This is a genomic window from Bacteroides sp. MSSM.1001136sp1_RTP21357st2_D2_RTP21359_211015 (assembly GCF_040913205.1).
GTDB classification, from domain to species: domain Bacteria; phylum Bacteroidota; class Bacteroidia; order Bacteroidales; family Bacteroidaceae; genus Bacteroides; species Bacteroides ovatus.
Genome location: NZ_JBDFVF010000015.1, coordinates 1 through 21,659, shown reverse-complemented (window position 1 = coordinate 21,659; position 21,659 = coordinate 1). Strand labels below are relative to the sequence as shown.

The 21,659-nt window shown below is 41.3% G+C and carries 18 protein-coding genes; 9 read left to right on the top strand and 9 right to left on the bottom strand.

Translation table 11 applies throughout. The features are described from left to right. Positions 1-8: 8 nt before the first annotated feature. From AB5217_RS11185 to AB5217_RS11170, 4 genes are all read right to left on the bottom strand, one after another. Complete coding sequence (locus tag AB5217_RS11185) at positions 9-434, bottom strand: SufE family protein (protein ID WP_004306960.1); 426 nt, start codon at positions 432-434, stop codon at positions 9-11. A gap of 109 nt (positions 435-543) precedes the next feature. Continuing rightward, positions 544-1,539 carry a M20 family metallopeptidase gene (locus tag AB5217_RS11180; RefSeq protein ID WP_004311944.1) on the bottom strand — a complete coding sequence of 332 codons (996 nt, stop codon included), beginning with the start codon at positions 1,537-1,539 and terminating at the stop codon, positions 544-546. 70 nt (positions 1,540-1,609) lie between these two features. Beyond that, positions 1,610-2,518, bottom strand: a complete 909-nt coding sequence (locus AB5217_RS11175) for an LD-carboxypeptidase (RefSeq protein WP_004296250.1) — start codon at positions 2,516-2,518, stop codon at positions 1,610-1,612. Between the two features lie 8 nt (positions 2,519-2,526). Then, positions 2,527-3,330 (bottom strand): glycoside hydrolase family 16 protein, encoded by an 804-nt coding sequence (locus AB5217_RS11170; protein WP_032844186.1) that lies wholly within the window; start codon positions 3,328-3,330, stop codon positions 2,527-2,529. A gap of 179 nt (positions 3,331-3,509) precedes the next feature. On the opposite strand from AB5217_RS11170, the gene AB5217_RS11165 reads away from it, so the two are divergent. The 3 genes from AB5217_RS11165 to AB5217_RS11155 all read left to right on the top strand — a co-directional run bounded on the left by AB5217_RS11165 (position 3,510) and on the right by AB5217_RS11155 (position 8,255). Then, entirely contained in the window at positions 3,510-4,469 is a 960-nt protein-coding gene (locus AB5217_RS11165; protein WP_004296252.1) for a phosphate acyltransferase, read from the top strand. A 25-nt stretch (positions 4,470-4,494) separates the two neighbouring features. Continuing rightward, positions 4,495-5,556, top strand: a complete 1,062-nt coding sequence (buk, locus tag AB5217_RS11160) for a butyrate kinase (RefSeq protein ID WP_004296253.1) — start codon at positions 4,495-4,497, stop codon at positions 5,554-5,556. Between the two features lie 416 nt (positions 5,557-5,972). Further along, positions 5,973-8,255 (top strand): GH92 family glycosyl hydrolase, encoded by a 2,283-nt coding sequence (locus tag AB5217_RS11155; protein WP_004296254.1) that lies wholly within the window; start codon positions 5,973-5,975, stop codon positions 8,253-8,255. 213 nt (positions 8,256-8,468) lie between these two features. Here the strand turns inward: AB5217_RS11155 and AB5217_RS11150 are convergent, their stop codons facing one another. Both AB5217_RS11150 and AB5217_RS11145 read right to left on the bottom strand, forming a co-directional pair. Then, complete coding sequence (locus tag AB5217_RS11150; RefSeq protein ID WP_004296255.1) at positions 8,469-10,226, bottom strand: ATP-binding protein; 1,758 nt, start codon at positions 10,224-10,226, stop codon at positions 8,469-8,471. Between the two features lie 29 nt (positions 10,227-10,255). Then, on the bottom strand, positions 10,256-10,729 hold the full coding sequence (locus tag AB5217_RS11145) for a helix-turn-helix domain-containing protein (RefSeq protein WP_004296256.1): 474 nt from the start codon (positions 10,727-10,729) through the stop codon (positions 10,256-10,258). A 219-nt stretch (positions 10,730-10,948) separates the two neighbouring features. Between AB5217_RS11145 and AB5217_RS11140 the strand changes: the two genes are divergently transcribed. Further along, positions 10,949-11,212, top strand: a complete 264-nt coding sequence (locus AB5217_RS11140) for a hypothetical protein (RefSeq protein WP_004296257.1) — start codon at positions 10,949-10,951, stop codon at positions 11,210-11,212. A 491-nt stretch (positions 11,213-11,703) separates the two neighbouring features. On the opposite strand, the gene pnp is transcribed toward AB5217_RS11140, so the two are convergent. Further along, positions 11,704-13,830, bottom strand: a complete 2,127-nt coding sequence (gene pnp / locus AB5217_RS11135) for a polyribonucleotide nucleotidyltransferase (protein ID WP_004323285.1) — start codon at positions 13,828-13,830, stop codon at positions 11,704-11,706. 196 nt (positions 13,831-14,026) lie between these two features. On the opposite strand from pnp, the gene AB5217_RS11130 reads away from it, so the two are divergent. From AB5217_RS11130 to AB5217_RS11120, 3 genes are all read left to right on the top strand, one after another. Beyond that, positions 14,027-15,178 carry a TlpA disulfide reductase family protein gene (locus AB5217_RS11130; RefSeq protein ID WP_004306934.1) on the top strand — a complete coding sequence of 384 codons (1,152 nt, stop codon included), beginning with the start codon at positions 14,027-14,029 and terminating at the stop codon, positions 15,176-15,178. Between the two features lie 181 nt (positions 15,179-15,359). Beyond that, a complete protein-coding gene (gene greA / locus AB5217_RS11125; RefSeq protein ID WP_032844195.1) occupies positions 15,360-15,824 on the top strand; it encodes a transcription elongation factor GreA in 465 nt (154 codons plus the stop codon). Positions 15,825-15,875: 51 nt separating this feature from the next. Then, a complete protein-coding gene (locus AB5217_RS11120) occupies positions 15,876-16,268 on the top strand; it encodes an HIT family protein (protein ID WP_004323286.1) in 393 nt (130 codons plus the stop codon). Between the two features lie 52 nt (positions 16,269-16,320). On the opposite strand, the gene AB5217_RS11115 is transcribed toward AB5217_RS11120, so the two are convergent. Further along, a complete protein-coding gene (locus AB5217_RS11115) occupies positions 16,321-17,220 on the bottom strand; it encodes a DMT family transporter (protein WP_270415368.1) in 900 nt (299 codons plus the stop codon). 3 nt (positions 17,221-17,223) lie between these two features. Beyond that, entirely contained in the window at positions 17,224-18,474 is a 1,251-nt protein-coding gene (locus AB5217_RS11110; protein ID WP_004323288.1) for an MFS transporter, read from the bottom strand. A 661-nt stretch (positions 18,475-19,135) separates the two neighbouring features. Between AB5217_RS11110 and AB5217_RS11105 the strand changes: the two genes are divergently transcribed. Together AB5217_RS11105 and glsA are read left to right on the top strand one after the other, a co-directional pair. Then, the gene (locus AB5217_RS11105) at positions 19,136-20,578 is read left to right on the top strand and encodes a glutamate decarboxylase (RefSeq protein WP_004311934.1); all 1,443 of its coding nucleotides are present in this window, start codon (positions 19,136-19,138) and stop codon (positions 20,576-20,578) included. 8 nt (positions 20,579-20,586) lie between these two features. After that, positions 20,587-21,552, top strand: coding sequence for a glutaminase A (gene glsA, locus AB5217_RS11100; protein ID WP_004311933.1), 966 nt, complete (start codon positions 20,587-20,589; stop codon positions 21,550-21,552). Positions 21,553-21,659: the final 107 nt, after the last annotated feature.

The window sequence follows — 21,659 nt, the reverse complement described above, 5'->3', positions numbered from 1 at the left end:
GGAAGTTTTTACTTCCCCTCTTTCGCTTTGAATGCTAATGCATACATTCGTATTTGTTTTACCATCGACAGCAAACCGTTGCTACGCGTTGGCGATAGATGTTCTTTCAGCCCGATCTTGTCTATAAAATAAAGATCTGCATTCAAGATTTCATCAGGAGTATGTCCGGAAAGGACTTTAATCAATAGGGCAATAATCCCCTTTACAATCAAAGCATCACTTTCTGCTTTAAAAACGATTTTACCATCCACATCATCTGCTTGAAGCCATACCCTGCTCTGGCATCCTTCAATCAGATTTTGTTCCGTCTTATATTTTTCTTCAAGTGGTTCCTGTTCATTTCCCAGATCAATAAGTAATTGATAACGGTCCATCCAATCGTCGAAGTCACTGAATTCCGCAATCACTTCATCTTGTAGTTCATTAATTGACATTATAGTAATTATTTAATTAGACAATATACCAATGTGCGAATAGCAGATGCCGTATTTAAAACCGGCATACCAATCTATCAACACCTTATTATATTATTTCTCAATTCTATTATTTCTCATTGTAAATCACTTCCAATACCGTCTGACCGACTGCTTTCAACGTATTCTTATCAATATGTTCCATATTGTCATTGACAGTATGCCATGTCGGGGTAAAATCACCTTCCTGATTGTAGGGAATGATATCGATCGTTTTAATACGTGCCAGACGATTTATGAACAGATGGTCGTCTGTTACAAATCCTCCGTTTCCATCCATGAAAGTCTTTCCGTAACCCGCTTTCTTTGCCGCTTTCCAAACCTTCTTATTTATGTCCGGAGCAAATTCTTCCGAATACCCTTCTTTCATAAACACACTGCCTTCACCTCCTACCATATCGAGCAGGATACCAAAACGTGCATTATATCCTTGTACATGAGGATTACGTGCCCAATACTGCGATCCCAGACACCAGAATTCCTCCTTATGCTTTCCTGTATAAAACTGTGGCGCACCGTAGTCCTCTGCATCCAACAGAATGATATCAATCCCCAATTCCGGTTGTTGCTGATTGACCAGACGAGCTATTTCGAGCAAAGCTCCTACCCCACTGGCACCATCATTTGCACCCAGAATCGGAGTTTTATGGTTCTTCTCGTCAGGATCGTTATCAGCCCATGGGCGTGTATCCCAATGTGCAAACAAAGCGATTCTCTTTTTACTTTCCGGCTTATAAGAACCGATAATGTTTCTCGCTTTCAACAACGTACCGTCATAAGCAATCAAATCAGCATATTGATTAGTCACTTGAGCACCGAAAGCCTCTAATTGACTGGCAAGGTAATTGCCACAGGCAACATGTTCTTTAGTGTTAGGAACACGAGGTCCGAAATCTACCTGATTCTTTACATACAAATAAGCACTATCCGCATCAAACTGAGGTACATTCACAACTGTCTTTTCGTCTTGTTCACTCGTACTATTTGCCTTGTTACCTCCACCGCAAGAGAATGCTGATAATAACAAAAAGGCACTCATTAATACTATCATAGTTTTCTTTTTCATCGTCCTTTTATCTATTAAAGCCTCAAAATTAGTCATTTTCACCACAGCATCGTTCAGATGGAATGGATTATTAACATATAAACTTTAGTTCCACATTTTTCTTTCCCACCACAAGCTCTACTTTTGCACCGTTGATAAGCGGGAGATTATGAGTCACATGCCCCACCGGGAAATTGAAACAGACGGGATAATCATACTCTTTTACTAAATCTGCCAAAGCAGCATACAGTTCCTTGCCCAACGAACAGTCTTCTTCATATTCTGTAAATTGACCGATAATCAATCCGGACAGTTTTTCTAACACGCCCCCCAGTTTCAAATTATACATCATACGTTCGATGGCATGCGGACGTTCGCTAACATCTTCAATAAACAGTATAGTGCCTTCCGCCGGAATATCATAAGGAGTGCCACGCAAACCGTAGGCTACCGCCATGTTACCGCCATGCAAAACGCCTTGTGCCGTCCCCTGCTTGTTCAGTTTATGCTTCTCGCACATGTAAGAAGGAATATTTCCCAATAGAATATCCTTCAGATAGTTCGCACAAAGATCGTCTTCCGGTTCCACCGTAAGATGACGTGCCATCAATGAATGAAGGGAAGCATATCCATTTTTCTGAAACAGATTGTGCAAAGCGGTTATATCGCTAAAGCCCAGTAACCATTTCGGATGTTCACAAAAGGCCGTAAAATCAATTTTATCGATCAAATGTACCGCCCCGTACCCTCCACGGCTGCAAAGAATAGCCTTCACTTTAGGGTCGTCCATCGCATCCTGCAAATCTTTCAGCCGCTGCTTGATTGTCCCGGCATATCTTCCGGATGAACTTCCGGCATGCTTTCCTATAGCCACTTTCAAGCCCCATGATTCCATCCGTTTCTTGGCTCCTTTTAGGAATTGTTGGTCTATCTTACTCGAAGGTGATACAATAACCACTTTATCACCTTTCTGCAAAAAGGGAGGAAATTGAATATCCATATATGTTCTTATTTTATTGACTTTCGTTGATAAAAACGCACCCAGTCCACTTCCATTTCTACCGGAAGATCCTCGGGAGAGACTGCTCCCACCCACGAACCTCCCAACTGCATATCAATCAGCAGATAAAAGGGCTGATTAAAAGGGAATTGTCCTTCTTCTTTCGTTTGTATGCGGGGGTAAGTAAACGTATGTACATCATTGACATAAAATGAAAGACTATCCGGATACATTTCGACTGCAAAAATATTGTAGCGGTCAGGGTGAATCACTCCCGTAGAATGTGATACCGGATGATCCTTGATCCCCAGCGTATAAGTGTAATGGGAATGAACTGTCTGATAAGCAATAGAATCGTTATTCAAACGTTCCATGATATCAATCTCACCGCCGGATGGCCATGCCGCTCCTTCAGGCAACATCCAGATGGCAGGCCATGCTCCTCCCGCCGCATTCAACTTGGCACAAATCTCAATACGCCCGTTCGTAAAAGCCTTTTTGCCTTTTGTATACACACCGCCTATCAAATAAGGGGCAGTGTCATTGCGTTGGGTATGATTGACAATACCTCTCAACACCAGTTTGCCTTTACGCATGGCATAGCAGGAATCAAAGTCTGTCATATAGTTATTCCAGTCTGACTTACCTCGTGGAATCTTGCTCCAGACCTGTGAATCGAAACTCTTTTTCTGATTAAAGTTCTCTTCCCAGATCAAAGACCAACCGGAAGACGTCTTGCTGCTTTTACAGGAAACAAGCGTCCAACAAAGGAGAATTAAGCTAAGAAATAATAGATTTTTAAACTGTTTCATGGTGCTTTTATTTTATTGGGGGATTTATTTGCAAAAATACAGGAAAAAACGGTTCCATGCACATCCAACAGCCAAAACAAATAAAATATAGCAAAATGTTACATAATGGATGTAATTTTTCGGGTTATAATCATTATTTTTTCAATCATTTTTCTGATATTTGCTAAAAATCTAACGTTATGGAACCTATTCTAAATTTTGCCCAGTTAACGGCTCATCTTAAAAAACTAAACCATAGAAAACGAATTGCCGTGGTCTGTGCGAACGATCCTAACACTGAATATGCCATCTCCCGTGCTTTGGAAGAAGGGATTGCAGAATTTCTGATGATTGGAGATTCTACCATTCTGAAGAAATATCCCACGCTCAAACAATATCCTGAATACGTAAAAACCATCCACATAGAAAATCCGGATGAAGCGGCGCGCGAAGCTGTCCGCATTGTGCGTGAAGGAGGAGCGGATATTTTGATGAAAGGGATTATCAATACGGACAACTTACTGCATGCCATACTCGACAAAGAAAAAGGTTTGTTACCGAAAGGGAAAATCCTCACGCATCTGGCAGTAATGGAAATTCCTACTTACCATAAACTGCTTTTCTTCTCGGATGCCGCCGTCATTCCGCGTCCTACTTTACAGCAACGTATAGAAATGATTTGGTATGCTATCTGCACCTGCCGTCACTTTGGTATCGAACAACCGCGTGTCGCATTGATTCACTGCACAGAAAAAGTGAGTGCCAAGTTCCCTCATTCACTAGATTATGTGAATATCGTAGAACTTGCCGAAGCGGGAGAATTCGGAAATGTGATTATTGACGGCCCGCTGGATGTACGTACTGCCTGCGAACAAGCAAGTGGTGATATTAAAGGGATTGTATCTCCTATCAACGGACAGGCAGATGTCTTGATATTCCCGAACATTGAATCGGGTAATGCATTCTACAAATCCGTCTCTTTGTTTGCACAGGCAGAAATGGCAGGATTGCTGCAAGGTCCTATTTGCCCTGTAGTACTTCCATCGCGTAGTGATTCCGGCTTGTCCAAATATTACAGCATTGCAATGGCATGCTTACAAGTGTCAGGAGATTGCAAATGCAGAAAACAAGTCAGCCAAGTCACCGGCTCATCATTCTAAATTCACCACTAAAAGCCTACTATTCATGAAAATTCTGGTTATCAACCCCGGTTCTACTTCTACTAAAATAGCAGTTTACGAAAATGAAACTCCGCTGTTTGTCAGTAATATAAAACATTCTGTAGAAGAACTATCCGCTTTTCCCGAGGTGATAGACCAGTTTGAATTCCGGAAAAACCTGGTGTTACAAGAATTGGAAAACAATAAGATACCTTTTTCTTTTGATGCAATCATCGGACGCGGCGGTTTAGTGAAACCGATACCGGGCGGAGTGTATGAAGTAAATGAGGCCATGAAACGTGATACAGTGCATGCTATGCGTACCCATGCTTGTAACTTAGGAGGATTGATTGCCAGCGAACTGGCCTCCACATTACCCGACTGTCCGGCTTTCATTGCTGATCCGGGAGTGGTGGATGAACTGGAAGATATAGCACGCATTACAGGTTCTCCCTTAATGTCGAAGATCACCATCTGGCATGCATTAAACCAGAAAGCAATCGCCCGCCGCTTTGCCAAAGAGCAGGGAACCCAATACGAAAATCTGGATTTAATTATCTGCCATCTGGGAGGTGGCATCTCTGTCGCAGTCCATCACCACGGACGAGCCATTGACGCCAACAATGCATTGGACGGTGAAGGTCCTTTCTCACCGGAACGTGCCGGTACACTTCCCGCCGGTCAACTGATCGACCTATGTTTTAGCGGTCAACTCACCAAAGACGAATTGAAAAAACGTATCTCCGGACGCGCTGGACTGACCGCCCATCTAGGTACAACCGATATTCCCGCCATTATACAATCTATCGAAGAAGGAGATAAGAAAGCGGAACTGATACTGGATGCCATGATTTACAATGTTGCAAAAGCGATAGGAGCCAGTGCCACCGTACTTTGCGGGAAGATAGATGCCATCCTTCTGACAGGAGGTATCGCCTATTCGGACTATGTGATTTCAAGACTGAAAAAAAGAATCTCTTTCCTGGCCCCCATCTACGTTTATCCCGGAGAGAATGAAATGGAGTCACTAGCATTTAATGCCATAGGAGCACTAAAGGGGGAATTGCCGATACAAATCTATAAATAGGCGGGCGCACAAAAAGGCTATTCAGTTACCAATCACCAAGCAATCTGATAGTTTCTGTTTCTAATTGGAAACGGCTAACTGTACAGCATCATTCACAATGCCTGCTAATATAAAGTCTTGAGCACATAAATGGTTCGACCAAAAAGAACACTAATACAAATAATAACAGTAAGGTATATTTGTCTATTTCACATAGATAGTTGAATAACATAGTAAAAAAGTACTTTTGCGATAGTTTCTTTAGCGGGGTTAATAAAAAAAGCGCCTATTAGCCATCGCATTAACCACGATTTTAACCACGACCTTAACCACGAAGCTATACCTTTGCCATGTCTCAACCCGTGGGAACATTCAACATTGGCAACACATGAAAACGCTGTGATTACTTCGCAAGCTATAAACTCAAAAAGAAAATTATGAAGAAATGTTGGTTATTATTTTTAGTGCTTAGCTGCACGCTTCTTGCCCAGTCCAAAGACTGGACACAATACGTTAATCCGTTAATGGGAACACAATCATCTTTTGAATTATCAACAGGTAACACCTACCCCACCATTGCCCGCCCTTGGGGAATGAATTTCTGGACCCCACAGACCGGAAAAATGGGAGACGGATGGCAATATGTCTATACAGCCAATAAAATCCGTGGATTCAAACAAACTCATCAGCCCAGCCCATGGATAAACGATTACGGACAGTTCTCCATTATGCCGATGGTGGGTAAACCTGAATTCGACGAAGAAAAGCGGGCTAGCTGGTTCGGACACAAAGGAGAAGAAGCAACTCCTTATTACTACAAGGTGTATCTGGCCGAATACGATATTGTCACGGAGATGTCTCCGACCGAACGTGCTGTTCTCTTCCGGTTCACTTTCCCGGAAAACGCACATTCGTATATTGCAGTCGATGCATTTGACAAAGGTTCTTTTATTCAGATTATCCCAGAAGAAAACAAAATTATCGGTTATAGTACACGCAATAGCGGAGGAGTTCCCGAAAACTTCAAGAACTATTTTATTATTCAATTCGATAAGCCTTTCACCTATAAAGCCACTGTAAATAATGGAAATATTCAAGAAAATGCAACCGAACAGACAACTGACCATGCAGGAGCCATTATAGGTTTTAAAACTCAACGTGGAGAACAAGTACATGCACGCATCGCCTCTTCCTTTATCAGCTTCGAACAGGCTGCAAGAAATATGAAAGAATTAGGAAATGACAATCTAGAGCAGATAAAACAAAAGGGACAGAAAGCATGGAACCAAGTACTGGGAAAAATCGAAGTGGAAGGAGGAAACCTCGATCAATACCGCACTTTCTACTCCTGCTTATACCGTTCGTTACTTTTCCCCCGAAAATTCTACGAACTGGACGAAGCCGGAAAACCTGTTCATTACAGCCCTTATAACGGGCAAGTTCTACCGGGATATATGTTTACCGACACCGGATTTTGGGATACCTTCCGGTGTCTTTTCCCATTACTGAATCTGATGTATCCGTCGATGAATAAAGAAATGCAGGAAGGGCTCATCAATACCTACAAAGAAAGCGGATTCTTCCCCGAATGGGCCAGCCCCGGACACAGAGACTGCATGATAGGAAATAATTCGGCTTCCGTACTGGCAGATGCTTATTTAAAAGGTATTAAAGTAGAAGATGTGAAAACTTTGTACGAAGGGTTAATACACGGAACAAAGAACGTACATCCCACCGTATCTTCCACAGGAAGACGCGGATACGAATATTATAATAAGTTAGGCTATGTCCCTTATGACGTAAAAATCAATGAAAACACAGCCAGAACTTTGGAATATGCCTACAATGACTGGTGTATCTATCAATTAGCCAAAGAATTAAAGCGACCGGAAAAAGAAATACAGCTCTTTGCCAAACGGGCGATGAACTATAAGAATGTATTCGATAAAGACTCCAAGCTCATGCGAGGAAAAAATGAAGATGGAACATTCCAATCTCCATTCTCACCATTGAAATGGGGAGATGCATTTACCGAAGGAAACAGCTGGCACTACTCATGGTCTGTATTCCACGATCCACAAGGATTAATTGACTTAATGGGAGGAAAAGATATGTTTATCACTATGCTGGATTCTGTATTTTCCGTACCTCCTGTCTTTGATGAGAGTTATTACGGGCAGGTTATTCATGAGATTCGTGAAATGACAATCATGAATATGGGGAATTACGCGCATGGCAATCAACCAATCCAACACATGATCTACCTATACAACTATGCCGGTCAACCCTGGAAAGCGCAGTATTGGCTACGCCAGGTCATGGATAGAATGTACACACCGGGCCCTGACGGATATTGTGGAGATGAAGATAATGGGCAGACTTCGGCATGGTATGTTTTCTCCGCATTAGGTTTTTACCCCGTATGTCCGGGAACCGACGAATACGTCGTTGGAGCTCCTCTTTTTAAAAAAGCAACCTTACATCTTGAAAACGGTAACAGCCTCATCATCCATGCAACCGATAACAACAAGAAGAATATGTATATTCAAACAATGAATCTGAACGGCACAGAATATAAAAAGAACTATCTACGCCATGAAGACTTATTAAAAGGAGGAAACATTAACTTCCAAATGGGAAGCCAGCCCAATTTAAACAGAGGAACGGAAGAGGAAAGCTTTCCTTACTCCTTCTCTAAAGTCCTAAAAAAGATTCGTTAAATTCATAAAAAACAAGAGACTGTTTAACTAAGTCTCATGTTGATAAGTTTGCCTCTATTATGGGAATCCATAGCAGAGGCAAATTTTATTCTTCAAGACTTATTAGGGATATTCATTAAAAGGAAAAAGTGATCTCCTTATTCATCAACGTTTCAAAAATCAGAAAAAGATAGAGGAGCCACACACCTTATAGCAACATGTATGCTACTTCTCTTAAGAAAGAGTAACTTCTTCCAATAAAGCAAGCTCCCAACTACGCCAAACAATAGTAATTAACTTCAGTTCACCTTTCGCCCTGGCTTCTGCCACCAGTTCATCTTCACTATAACGAAGTAACTGTTCGCGCGCCTCATCAGCAAGGGCACGTATTTCTTTTTCCGAAGCACCGGCTTTTGCATATTTCACCTCAAGCAGATAGGTGAAAGGAGGCAGTACAGGAACCGACGGACTAGGTTTGAAGAAGAAATCTGCAAAACCCTTATTCAATTCGTATTCCGGATAGAGCTGATAATAACGATACATTCCTAAATAGGCAAGCAAGAAGCCTTTAATGTGCGCTTCACCTTCAATATATTCACGGATACGACTTTGCTCACGAACAGCATTGGCGATAAAATCGAACAAAGGTTTCCAGTCTCCCCTGAAAGCCATATTCTCAAATAAAGCACTCATCCTGTTCATGTCAATTTTAAAGATATCATGCTTGATGTAGCCTTGTATCAAGAAATTAAACAGTTGTTCTCTTACAACCAAATTCGGTACATGTAAAATGGGTCTTCCCACCATGTCCACACCTTTGATGGAAAGAAGTCCGAAATAGAATAATAAAGACTTGAAATTACTGGGGTCCGTCATCTCCAATGCAGAGAAATGAGTAACGATGTCAGTAGTGATTTCTCCTTGCTCGGCTATTTCCTTTATAACGGAAAAATTCTCTCCCAACCCGTGATCTAGCTTTATCAAGTATGCCAACTTGTTAAAGTCAGTGCGAATATTGGGATCTACGATTTCTTCAGGCTTTTCCCCATGTAAAACAAAAGACTTCATAAAATAAAGTACCATATCAGAGTTAAACATACAGTCCACCAATCTACTTCTACTAAAGCAATAATTGTCATAATTAGGTTTCATCATGACAACAGTTTCATCTACAGATTGTATCAACACTCCTTGTTCTTTATAATAAGTCAGCATTTCACGCAATTCTTTCTCACTAAAACCAACTAAATCATTAAACCAAGGATCAGTCGTTATATTGGTTCCGATGTTAAAGCCACTAGTCACATCATCCATCGTCACCGGACTCACTCCGGTAATAAACAACCGTTCAAGAGCAGCTCCGGTTCCGGTAGTAGCGGATTTTATCACGTTAAAGAAGCCACGAATAAAACCTTCGCCATGCGTTGCTTTCCTATAAAATTCCGTACCGTAAGTCGAAAGAATGGTATTGGTGAAATTATCATATTCATCAATGAGTAAATAAATACGAATATTTTTCTTACGGGTAGCATAGGAATTAATCGCAGACAGAAAAGCACCGGGTTCTTCTTGTATTTTCTCATCAAGAACATCCCAAATTTCTTTTCCTAACAAATCTTCATACTTAAAGACAAAATCTTTAAGTTTGCTACAACAATGCAGCTTAAACGATAGTTCTACTTCATTGACATTGGAACTCACTTCCGAAAAATTAAATCGCATGATGAGAAACTGATTGTGGAGCTTCGTCGGATGCTGACCTATGTATAGCTGACCAAACAACTCGTCAAACTGTTCAGCATGATTTACGTCATAATAGGCCTCTAACATAGCCAAAGTCAGACTCTTCCCAAATCTACGGGGACGTATCAGAAACAGATAAGGCGGTTGCATCTCTATTTTTTCAATGAACATTGTCTTATCTACATAATAATAATTCTCTTTCTGAATTCGGCTAAAATCAGTTATTCCGTAAGGTATTTGTTTCATCATATTGCGATTCCTTTCAATTTATCTGTCCCTTATTTCTGCAGACTTTTTTCAATATTCTGCAAACGGCGTTCTAACGCAGCATACTTTTCATCCTTTTCTTTTAAAAGACGCTCGTAGAGTTCAGTGATTTTGTCGATAGGATTGAAGTTGTTAACTCGACTATCATTAATACTATCTTCGGTATCAGACTTAACTATACCCATGCTGATGTTTGCCCCACCTGCACTTTGTTCTGAATTATTCACCGTATTATTTTCAAACACCACCGTCTGTGCATCCTCCTCCAAAGTCTTGAGATAATCGAAAGGGACATTCAATGCACGTGCAAAACGTTGCAACATCTCATCATCAATCACTTTCATCTTCTCATATTTAGAAACAGCAGGTTGTGAGAGATGTACTAATTCACTCAAACCCTCCTGGTTCATATCCTTTTCAATACGGGTACGACGTATATTGCGTCCGTGATGGACTCTCCCAATTGTCAATTCTTCTGTTTCCATTTTTATTTTCTTTCTTTTTAAAATCCAACAAATATACAAATGAAAAGTTTCGCTCGAAGCAAATATACGAAAAAAACGAATAGATGTGATAATATGGATAAAAGGAATATTACAACCTGACAAATAGAATAAAATGAATACTTCAAACAGCGCATAATGTGTTAAATTATCACGAACTTTACCGCACGAAAGGGCAACAAAACAAAAGAGCTTACGGACATGAAAAGAATATTGACAAATAAAGAATACAGGTTCATAAAAGGGCTCAAAGAATTGATGATTAAATACAATGCGGTGATCTCTACAGATGCGCAAGGGAAAATTGAGATTGTGGTGAATGAAGACAACGAATCATTTGATTTTGAAGCAGAAAGCACGATCTATTTAGGAGCTTGTTTTTCAGATTATGAGTTAAATGAATTACTGGAAAAGAACTTCGCACACATAAAACGAATAAAAGAGGAGTATAAAACAAACTTGTAAACGGATCTATATAATCGAAAAATCATTAATCCTAATCTCTATATAAACACCCCACCGGTTTCTTTAAAACCAACGACCTCTTCCTTTTAAAGGAAGGGGTCGTTCCTTTAAAAGGAGTGAAGCTTTGGTTTTAAAGCAAGAAAAACGACCTTATTAACAGGTATATTTGCCTGTATCATAAACTTTTTAAATAAAAAAGCTCTTTCAAAGAAATTTTTCTCATATCTTTGCGACGTGTTAAGTTAATAAATTGATTAAGGTCGATTTTTGACTGTTTCGAATCGGGAAGTATGGGGGTACTTTCCGATTCTTTTTTTGGGGAGGATATAACAAGGTGTCTTTCATCTTTTTAAAGGTTTTAATAAACTGAATAAATCTAATATATACTAACTCTATATATAAAACAGTTCAACCCCGGATGATACTAATAAAAAAAGAAGGCTGTTTCAAAATTGAAACAGCCTTCTTTATATATAGACGCTATCGCGTTCTTATTTCTTTTCTGGTCTTGGCATCAACACTTTTCTTGAAAGTTTGAATTTACCAGTTTTCTGGTCAACATCAATCAGTTTTACTTCGATTTCATCACCTTCCTTAATTCCAGCTTCTTCTACTGTTTCCAGACGCTTCCAATCAATTTCAGAGATGTGCAGCAAACCATCCTTGCCCGGCAAGAATTCGATGAATGCACCGTAAGGCATAATAGAACGAACTTTACCTTTATAAACTTCGCCCACTTCAGGAACAGCAACGATTGCTTTAATCATGCGCATTGCATTATCAATACATTTTTTGTTTGTTCCGGAAACTTCGATGCGTCCCATACCATCAATTTCTTCGATAGTAATCACAGCACCGGTTTCTTCCTGCATACCTTGGATGATTTTTCCACCAGGGCCGATTACAGCACCGATAAATTCTTTAGGAATTGTCATCGTTTCAATGCGTGGAGCATGTTCTTTCAGGTCAGCACGTGGTTCAGCGATTGTTTCAGTAATCTTACCCAGAATGTGCATACGTCCTTCTTTTGCCTGATTCAAAGCACGTTCCAGAATTTCGTAAGACAGACCGTCTACCTTGATATCCATCTGGGTAGCCGTAATACCATCTTTTGTTCCCGTTACTTTGAAGTCCATATCACCCAAGTGGTCTTCGTCACCCAGAATATCAGACAATACAGCATATTTTTCTTCGCCCGGATTCTTAATCAATCCCATAGCGATACCTGATACCGGTTTCTTGATCTTCACACCAGCATCCATCAATGCCAATGTTCCGGCACATACAGTAGCCATAGAAGAAGAGCCGTTAGATTCGAGAATATCTGAAACCACACGTACTACATACGGATAGTCAGCAGGAATCTGTCCTTTCAAAGCACGCCAAGCCAAGTGACCGTGACCGATTTCGCGACGACCTACACCACGTTGTGCTTTTGCTTCACCTGTAGAGAAAGGAGGGAAATTATAATGCAATAAGAAACGTTCTTTTCCGTGTTCCAAAACATCGTCAATGATCTTCTCATCCAGTTTGGTACCCAGAGTAACAGAAGTCAGTGATTGTGTTTCACCACGAGTAAAGATAGCAGATCCGTGAGGACCAGGCAGAGGACCAACCTCACACCAGATCGGGCGGATTTCAGTAGTCTTACGACCATCCAAACGCTTACCTTCGTCAAGGATAGAACGGCGCATGGCTTCTTTTTCTACATCGTGGTAGTAACGGTCGATCAACGCACCCTTTTCGTCCAACTCTTCTTCAGAGAATTGAGCTTTGAATTCTTCACGGATAGCTTCGAAAGCAGCAAAACGTTCGTGTTTGTTATTGTTTCCGGAAGCGGCAACAGCGTAAGCTTTTTCGTAGCATGCTTCACGAACAGCCTTGCGCAAATCTTCGTCGTTCACTTCATGGTTGTATTCACGTTTCACTGTTTTTCCAACCTCTTCAGTCAACTCCATCTGTGCTTTACAATGAACCTTGATAGCTTCATGAGCTACTTTCATTGCTTCCAGCAATTCAGCTTCGGATACTTCGTGCATTTCACCTTCTACCATCATGATGTTCTCATAAGTAGCGGCCACCATCAGATCCATATCAGCTTTTTCCAGTTGTTCAAAAGTAGGATTGATAACGAACTGACCATCGATACGTGCTACACGTACTTCAGAAATCGGTCCGTTGAAAGGAATATCTGAAACGGCAAGTGCTGCAGAAGCGGCAAGTCCTGCCAATGCATCCGGCATATCCACACCATCAGCAGAAAAGAGGATGATGTTCACATATACCTCTGCGTGATAATTATCGGGGAATAAAGGACGGAGAGCACGGTCGACAAGACGGCAAGTCAGAATCTCATAATCAGAAGCTCTACCTTCTCGCTTGGTGAAACCACCGGGAAAACGGCCGAATGCCGCAAATTTTTCTTTGTACTCTACCTGTAAAGGCATAAAATCTGTTCCGGGAACTGCATCTTTAGCGGCACAAACAGTAGCTAACAACATGGTGTTTCCCATGCGGAGCATTACAGAACCGTCTGCCTGTTTTGCCAACTTTCCCGTCTCGAGCGTGATGGTTCTTCCATCAGGTAACTCGATTGTCTTAACAATTGGGTTAATCATAAAAATTGTTTTATCTATACTTTTTCTTTCAAAATTCCTGCAAAGATATACATTTATCGTGGTAATTAGGTGGAAATGAGGTAAAAAGTTAGTGGCGAACTGATTTTTTTTCAAAATTAGGATGAAGAACACAGCAAAATGCTTTGACTAATCTCGAAAAGAAGTATATTTGCATCTCGTTAATAACACACACTATATGAAAAAGGTTACTTTTGCAGCGCTCGCCGCACTTACTATTACTGCTTGTAGTTCTGGCCCTAAATTCCAGGTGAACGGGGATGTATCAGGAGCCGACGGTAAAATGCTTTATCTCGAAGCTTCCGGTCTGGAAGGTATTGTTCCGCTCGATTCAGTGAAGCTGAAAGGGGAAGGTACATTCAGTTTCAAGCAGCCTCGTCCCGAGTCACCCGAATTTTACCGTTTGCGGATTGACGACAAAATCATCAATTTTTCTGTAGATTCTATCGAAACAATTCAAATCAAAGCTCCGTATGTGGATTTCTCTACTACTTATACGGTGGAAGGTTCGGAAAACAGCAATAAGATAAAAGAACTGACGTTGAAGCAGATTCGCCTTCAAAAAGAGGTGGACAATTTACTGGCATCCCTGCGCAGCAACGGAATAGGGCATGATGTATTTGAAGACAGCCTGGCAACATTGCTCAACAACTATAAGGAAGATGTCAAAGTGAACTATATTTTTGCTGCTCCCAACACGGCTGCAGCTTACTTTGCCCTGTTCCAGAAGCTCAATAATTATCTGATATTCGATCCGTTGAACAATAAAGACGATGTGAAATGTTTCGCAGCTGTTGCTACGAGCCTCAACAATGCGTTTCCTCATGCGGTACGTTCCAAGAACCTTTATAATATTGTAATCAAAGGAATGAAGAACACGCGTCAGCCGCAAACAAAAGCTCTGGAAATTCCACAGGACAAAATCGTAGAAACCGGTATTATCGACATTGCCTTGCGTGATGTGAAAGGAAATGTGCGCAAGCTGACCGACCTGAAAGGCAAAGTCGTTTTGCTCGATTTCTCTGTATTCCAGTCGCCTGCCGGAGCTCCTCACAACCTGATGCTTCGCGAACTATATAATGAATACGCAAAACAAGGACTGGAAATATACCAAGTATCTCTCGACGCGGACGAACACTACTGGAAAACAGCGGCAGATAATCTTCCATGGGTCTGTGTGCGCGATGGAAACGGAGTTTACTCTACCAACGTAGCCGTATATAATGTTCGTCAGGTTCCATCTATCTTTTTGATTAATCGTAACAACGAATTGAAGCTTCGTGGCGAAGACATTAAGGATTTGGAAGCAGCTGTCAAGTCATTGCTCTAAGTTGTTATAATTTAGCATATTTCATTTAAATATGTTACATAGCATCTTTTTTCACTTGACACGTATCACTTAAAAGGCTATCTTTGCAAAGAAATAATGAAAAGAGGGTTCCAACATGGCTCATGTTGGAATTCTTTTTTGTTTATATGACCATTTAAAACAATTAAAGGAGGAAAACATCATGGCTTATATGTCAGAAGAAGGTTACAAGAAACTGATGGCGGAACTGAAGGAACTGGAAACAGTGGAACGCCCGAAGATCTCTGCGGCAATAGCCGAAGCCAGAGATAAAGGAGACTTGTCTGAAAACGCTGAATACGATGCAGCAAAAGAAGCGCAAGGTATGCTCGAAATGCGTATCAACAAACTGAAAGCTACCATTGCAGATGCCAAAATCATCGATGAATCTAAATTGAAAACAGATTCCGTACAGATTTTAAATAAGGTGGAACTGAAGAATGTAAAGAATGGCATGAAGATGATTTATACCATCGTTTCAGAAAGTGAAGCTAACCTGAAGGAAGGGAAGATTTCCGTTAATACCCCGATTGCACAAGGTCTGCTTGGCAAGAAGGTGGGTGATGTAGCAGAAATTACTGTTCCACAAGGTAAAATTGCACTGGAAGTAGTAAACATATCAATTTAACGTAAAGGCAGGTCTCCATGTGAGGCTTGCCTTAATTTATCAATAAAAGTTATGGCAACAATATTCAGTAGAATCATCGCAGGAGAAATCCCCTGCTACAAGGTGGCAGAAAACGAAAAGTTTTTTGCTTTTCTCGATATCAATCCATTGGTAAAGGGACATACATTGGTAGTGCCCAAACAGGAAGTAGACTATATTTTCGATTTGAGCGATGAAGACCTGGCTGCTATGCACGTGTTTGCAAAGCAAGTAGCCTATGCCATTAAAAAAGCATTCCCTTGCCAAAAGGTAGGCGAAGCTGTTATCGGACTGGAAGTACCCCATGCACATATTCATTTAATTCCTATTCAAAAGGAATCGGATATGTTGTTTTCGAATCCGAAACTGAAATTGTCGGATGAAGAATTCAAGTCCATAGCGCAAGCAATCAACTCCTCTCTATAAAACATGATGATGAAATAATGAAAGGCATTCCGTGATGGAATGCCTTTTTTCTTTACTTTTCTTTACTTTCGGCCACTTCAACCAGGTAAACTCCAATACAGATAAAAATGATTGCAAATGTCTGCGTCCAGCTAAAACGATCTTGTCCTAGAGCAAGGGAAGCAATGGTCGCCACAATCAGAATCAAATAACCATAGATAGCGACTACCGTCGTCTTCAGATATTTCAAACCGACAGGCAGCAGCATATAACTGATAGTGGTCGGGAAAATCAATACGAACATCAGAATAAGGAAAGGCGTCCAATGGAACGGCATGGAGAATACCGGGGCATCAAATCCTGTAATAAACGTGACTATAATGGCAGACACGGCAGCACCGGAAAAGGTATATCGCAACATCGTTATCGCTCCAATGGCCGTGAGGATGCGCTGACTAAGAATCAGATAGACAGCATACACCACAGAACTTAGAAGACAAAGCATATTCCCCGTAAAAGCATCAGAGGCCAAATCATCGCTTTGCTGGGTTAGGATGCAAACCAACGCTCCTATCAGACCGATAGAAATTCCTATTATTTTTTTAGCGCCCGCCTTCTCCTTATAAAAGAATATCATGATAAGAAAAACCCAAATAGGCTGGAGACTGGTAAATATGGAACTGGAGACAGGAGTTGTTTTACTCAATCCGGCCAGATAGAGAAACATAAAACCGTAAAGTCCCAAAGCCCCCAACAGAAAGAGGAGCCATTTATCTCTGGTTGACGATTTCTCCGGAGGCATAAACCACCCGATCACCCCAAAAGCAGCTGCTGCAAATGTGCAACGAAGCGTGGCTCCTGTCAATGGACTCATCCACAAAGGCAGAAGATACTTTAAGGCATTCATATTTAAACCGCTAAATACTTTCGAGACAGCCATACTAAGATTGGCTTCCAGTTTCTTATTCTTCATTTTCTATTTTAATTGGTCGTTAAACAAAAAGGTATTACGGCGCCGATATGCCCAGAAAAGAGTAACAATAGTTATCAGAAGATTAAAGATAAAAGGAAACTCCTGTGATTGGGTATGGAATATCCACTGGAAAAAATCGACAATAAAGGGATAAAGCAAGATAGCCAGATAATTCATCATCATCACAAACGCCAAAGCCAATGTGGTCTTTTGCGGCAGTGCGGTCTGGGTGGTCTTATCATAAAGCATAGGTTGAATAATGCCATATCCCAAACCAACCAGGATACATCCGGGAATAATCAGCCATTCGATCGGAGCTATCCAGATTAATAACAATCCCAATGCCATCGACAGCAGGCTGTATGCTTTTGTACGTCCTTTCAGCAGGGCTACAATCTTGTCCAGGCAAAAACCCGGAGCAGTGATGGCCAGAAAGAAAAGCGAAATCATCAATCCGGAATTGCCACTGGAGAAGTGATGCTTTTCCATTAAGAAAGGTAGATTGAAGATCACCACTACCACGATATATGTTATCACGCCATAGAAGAGCATCAACTCTATCAGATGTTTGATGTGAATACCGTACTTGCTGCCTCCTATATCTATGGAAGTAGATTGTTCGGAGGATTCGTTGTCTTTTGTAGTATCTGCAGAAGAAGAAGGTGTAAAAGCGACTTCTCCCGTCCGGTCTTCTTTTAAATGTCCTACCAGCAGAATGGAAATCAATGGGAGGAGATAGACCAGGAAAGGCAGATGCCAGCTGACTTCTGCAAGATAGCCCGTTACGGCAGTTGCTATCACTAATGTGAAATTAGTAATAGCGGAGCTTAATCCGAACTGTTTCACCCGATAGGTTCCTACAAAGTATCTGGAAACCAACCCGGTAGATAAAGGGATAATCAGACCGGAACCGATACCGAGCAAAGCACTTACCACAATTAATTGCCACATTCGATTGGAAATCAGATACAAAATACCGCTCGCGGCAAAAAGCCAGAGTCCGACCTTTAATACACGGACATAATCGACTTTCTCTGTCAGTTTACCACCCAGCAATATAAAAGGAATAATGAGCAGTGATGGCAGCGAAGTCAACATCTGTATGTCCAGATCCGTAGCTTTTGGAAATATCTTCGTAAGATCACCCAATATAGGTGAAACAGCCAGTCCCGGCAATGAAGTCAATGCCGAAATAGACCAGATGGCAATTAAAGTAATAAGAGGAATTGTTCCCCGTCCCGTCTGTATCTTCATAATGCTTATTCGTTAAAAGTTTAGGTTTGAAGAAAACAATAGTTGCTTTATAAAGTTCAAATATGCACCGAAATGAGCCAAATGAACATTTATTGAAACGCAGATTAACGCAGATTTTCGCAGATTATTAGAAGGCTGCGCCATGTTTGAGAACTTTTTTATTCTTTGCGAAAATCTGCGTTAATCTGCGTTTCAATACTTATTTGCTAAAATATCAATTGATTCATAACCGTGTGGGAATGAACTAATCTTAGTTCTTCTAAAATTTAATTGGTAATATGCGATGATTTAATATTCATCATACATAAATTTATTCGTCTGACAGTTGTTGAACTTTCGTCTGACAGCTGTTATTCTTTCGTCTGACAACTGTCAGACGAAAAAGAAACAACTGCCAGACGAATAAAATTATGTATCATTAGCCATAAACCCATTAGGCATCAAAAATAAATCTGCACAAGCTCGAAATTAGTTCAAAACTAGTACGATCATAAGCTTTTCCACTAAATCACAAAAGCTCCGCTTCAATAAGGGCGTCCTCCTCCTTAATAAACGCCAAATAATGTAAAACCGGGAAACTTTCAAACCTATCTGCTGTTGTTGTGGGAAATTCGACGGGGAAAATCCCCATCGCCCTAAACCTTTAAAAAAACAAATTAGTATGGAAGATTTAAATTTCAGAAAAGGTGATGCAAAAACCGATGTATTTGGTTCAGACAGAATGTTACAACCCTCTCCGGTAGAGAAAATACCTGATGGACCTACTACTCCTGAAGTCGCCTATCAAATGGTGAAAGATGAAACATTTGCTCAAACTCAGCCCCGTTTGAATCTGGCTACTTTCGTTACCACTTATATGGACGAATATGCAACCAAGCTGATGAATGAGGCCATCAACATCAACTACATTGATGAAACAGAATATCCGCGTATCGCTGTGATGAACGGTAAATGTATCAACATCGTTGCCAACTTGTGGAACTCTCCTGAAAAAGATACCTGGAAAACAGGTGCTTTGGCTATCGGTTCTTCAGAAGCATGTATGTTGGGTGGTGTAGCTGCCTGGTTGCGTTGGCGTAAGAAAAGACAAGCACAGGGCAAACCATTTGATAAACCAAACTTTGTTATTTCTACAGGTTTCCAGGTTGTTTGGGAAAAGTTTGCACAGTTGTGGCAGATTGAAATGCGTGAAGTGCCTTTGACGCTTGAAAAAACCACTCTTGACCCCGAAGAAGCTTTGAAAATGTGTGATGAAAACACCATCTGTATCGTACCGATTCAAGGTGTTACATGGACTGGACTGAATGATGATGTCGAAGCATTGGATAAAGCTCTGGATGCTTACAATGCCAAGACCGGTTATGACATTCCTATCCACGTAGATGCCGCCAGTGGTGGTTTCATCCTTCCGTTCCTGTATCCGGAAAAGAAATGGGACTTCCGTTTGAAATGGGTACTTTCTATCAGCGTATCCGGCCACAAGTTTGGTTTGGTATATCCGGGACTCGGATGGGTTTGTTGGAAAGGCAAAGAATATCTGCCCGAAGAAATGTCATTCAGCGTCAACTATCTGGGCGCCAACATTACACAGGTAGGTTTGAACTTCTCTCGTCCGGCCGCACAAATTCTGGGACAATATTATCAATTCATCCGCTTAGGATTCCAGGGTTACAAAGAAGTGCAGTACAACTCCCTGCAAATTGCCAAATATATCCATAGTGAAATAGCCAAGATGGTTCCGTTCGTTAACTACTCAGAAGATGTTGTGAACCCGCTATTCATCTGGTATCTGAAACCGGAATATGCAAAGAGCGCCAAATGGACTTTGTATGATTTGCAAGACAAACTATCTCAACATGGTTGGATGGTTCCTGCTTATACATTGCCTTCTAAACTGGAAGATTATGTAGTGATGCGTGTCGTTGTTCGTCAGGGATTCAGCCGTGACATGGCAGATATGCTTCTGGGCGACATCAACAATGCCATCGCCGAACTGGAAAAACTGGAATATCCAACTCCTACCCGTATGGCTCAAGAAAAGAATCTTCCGGTAGAAGCCAAGATGTTCAACCACGGTGGTCGTCGTAAAACCGTAAAAAAATAAAATGATCTATGGATAAAAAAGTAACACTCGCTCAATTGAAAGAAGTGGTACAGGAGGCATACGATCAGGTAAAGGCCAATACCGGCGGCAAGAATGCCGACTATATTCCTTATCTGGCAAATGTCAACAAGGATCTCTTTGGAATCAGTGTCTGCCTGCTCAACGGGCAGACCATCCATGTGGGAGATACTGACTATCGCTTCGGTATAGAATCCGTATCCAAAGTACATACGGCTATCCTGGCACTGCGTCAATACGGTGCTAAAGAGATTCTGGACAAGATTGGAGCCGACGCAACAGGCTTGCCCTTCAATTCAATCATCGCTATCTTGTTGGAGAACGATCATCCGTCTACCCCACTGGTAAATGCCGGAGCCATCTCTGCCTGCAGTATGGTGCAGCCCATTGGTGACTCTGCCAAGAAATGGGATGCCATCGTAGGAAATGTGACAGACCTATGCGGCAGTGCCCCGCAACTGATTGATGAATTGTACAAGTCGGAATCGGACACCAACTTCAACAACCGTTCTATCGCATGGCTATTGAAGAATTACAACCGGATTTATGATGACCCGGATATGTCATTAGACCTTTACACCCGCCAGTGTTCATTGGGAGTTACCGCATTGCAGCTTTCCATCGCAGCCGGTACAATCGCCAACGGTGGTGTGAACCCTGTGACTAAAAAAGAAGTTTTTGATGCCGTCCTGGCTCCTAAAATCACTGCCATGATTGCCGCCGTAGGTTTCTACGAACATACCGGCGACTGGATGTACACTTCCGGTATTCCTGCAAAAACAGGTGTAGGTGGCGGTGTGATGGGCGTACTGCCCGGACAGTTCGGTATTGCCGCATTTGCTCCTCCTTTGGATGGTTCGGGCAACTCCGTGAAAGCGCAGCTAGCTATTCAATACATCATGAACAAGCTGGAATTGAATGTATTTAGCAACAACCATATCACCGTTGTTGACTAAAATTCTCTCAATCTCTTTTATAAGAAAGGTAAGAGGTTGTGTCAAAACGCTGACACAGCCTTTTTTTATGCGCAAAGCCCAGACTTTCTCAAGCCCGGGCTTTGTTA

Excerpts from the sequence above, each read along its gene's own strand:
- AB5217_RS11185 (WP_004306960.1), bottom strand. The coding sequence starts at position 434 with ATGTCAATTAATGAACTACAAGATGAAGTGATTGCGGAATTCAGTGAC.
- AB5217_RS11180 (WP_004311944.1), bottom strand. The coding sequence starts at position 1,539 with ATGAAAAAGAAAACTATGATAGTATTAATGAGTGCCTTTTTGTTATTA.
- AB5217_RS11175 (WP_004296250.1), bottom strand. The coding sequence starts at position 2,518 with ATGGATATTCAATTTCCTCCCTTTTTGCAGAAAGGTGATAAAGTGGTT.
- AB5217_RS11170 (WP_032844186.1), bottom strand. The coding sequence starts at position 3,330 with ATGAAACAGTTTAAAAATCTATTATTTCTTAGCTTAATTCTCCTTTGT.
- AB5217_RS11165 (WP_004296252.1), top strand. The coding sequence starts at position 3,510 with ATGGAACCTATTCTAAATTTTGCCCAGTTAACGGCTCATCTTAAAAAA.
- buk (WP_004296253.1), top strand. The coding sequence starts at position 4,495 with ATGAAAATTCTGGTTATCAACCCCGGTTCTACTTCTACTAAAATAGCA.
- AB5217_RS11155 (WP_004296254.1), top strand. The coding sequence starts at position 5,973 with ATGAAGAAATGTTGGTTATTATTTTTAGTGCTTAGCTGCACGCTTCTT.
- AB5217_RS11150 (WP_004296255.1), bottom strand. The coding sequence starts at position 10,226 with ATGATGAAACAAATACCTTACGGAATAACTGATTTTAGCCGAATTCAG.
- AB5217_RS11145 (WP_004296256.1), bottom strand. The coding sequence starts at position 10,729 with ATGGAAACAGAAGAATTGACAATTGGGAGAGTCCATCACGGACGCAAT.
- AB5217_RS11140 (WP_004296257.1), top strand. The coding sequence starts at position 10,949 with ATGAAAAGAATATTGACAAATAAAGAATACAGGTTCATAAAAGGGCTC.
- pnp (WP_004323285.1), bottom strand. The coding sequence starts at position 13,830 with ATGATTAACCCAATTGTTAAGACAATCGAGTTACCTGATGGAAGAACC.
- AB5217_RS11130 (WP_004306934.1), top strand. The coding sequence starts at position 14,027 with ATGAAAAAGGTTACTTTTGCAGCGCTCGCCGCACTTACTATTACTGCT.
- greA (WP_032844195.1), top strand. The coding sequence starts at position 15,360 with ATGGCTTATATGTCAGAAGAAGGTTACAAGAAACTGATGGCGGAACTG.
- AB5217_RS11120 (WP_004323286.1), top strand. The coding sequence starts at position 15,876 with ATGGCAACAATATTCAGTAGAATCATCGCAGGAGAAATCCCCTGCTAC.
- AB5217_RS11115 (WP_270415368.1), bottom strand. The coding sequence starts at position 17,220 with ATGAAGAATAAGAAACTGGAAGCCAATCTTAGTATGGCTGTCTCGAAA.
- AB5217_RS11110 (WP_004323288.1), bottom strand. The coding sequence starts at position 18,474 with ATGAAGATACAGACGGGACGGGGAACAATTCCTCTTATTACTTTAATT.
- AB5217_RS11105 (WP_004311934.1), top strand. The coding sequence starts at position 19,136 with ATGGAAGATTTAAATTTCAGAAAAGGTGATGCAAAAACCGATGTATTT.
- glsA (WP_004311933.1), top strand. The coding sequence starts at position 20,587 with ATGGATAAAAAAGTAACACTCGCTCAATTGAAAGAAGTGGTACAGGAG.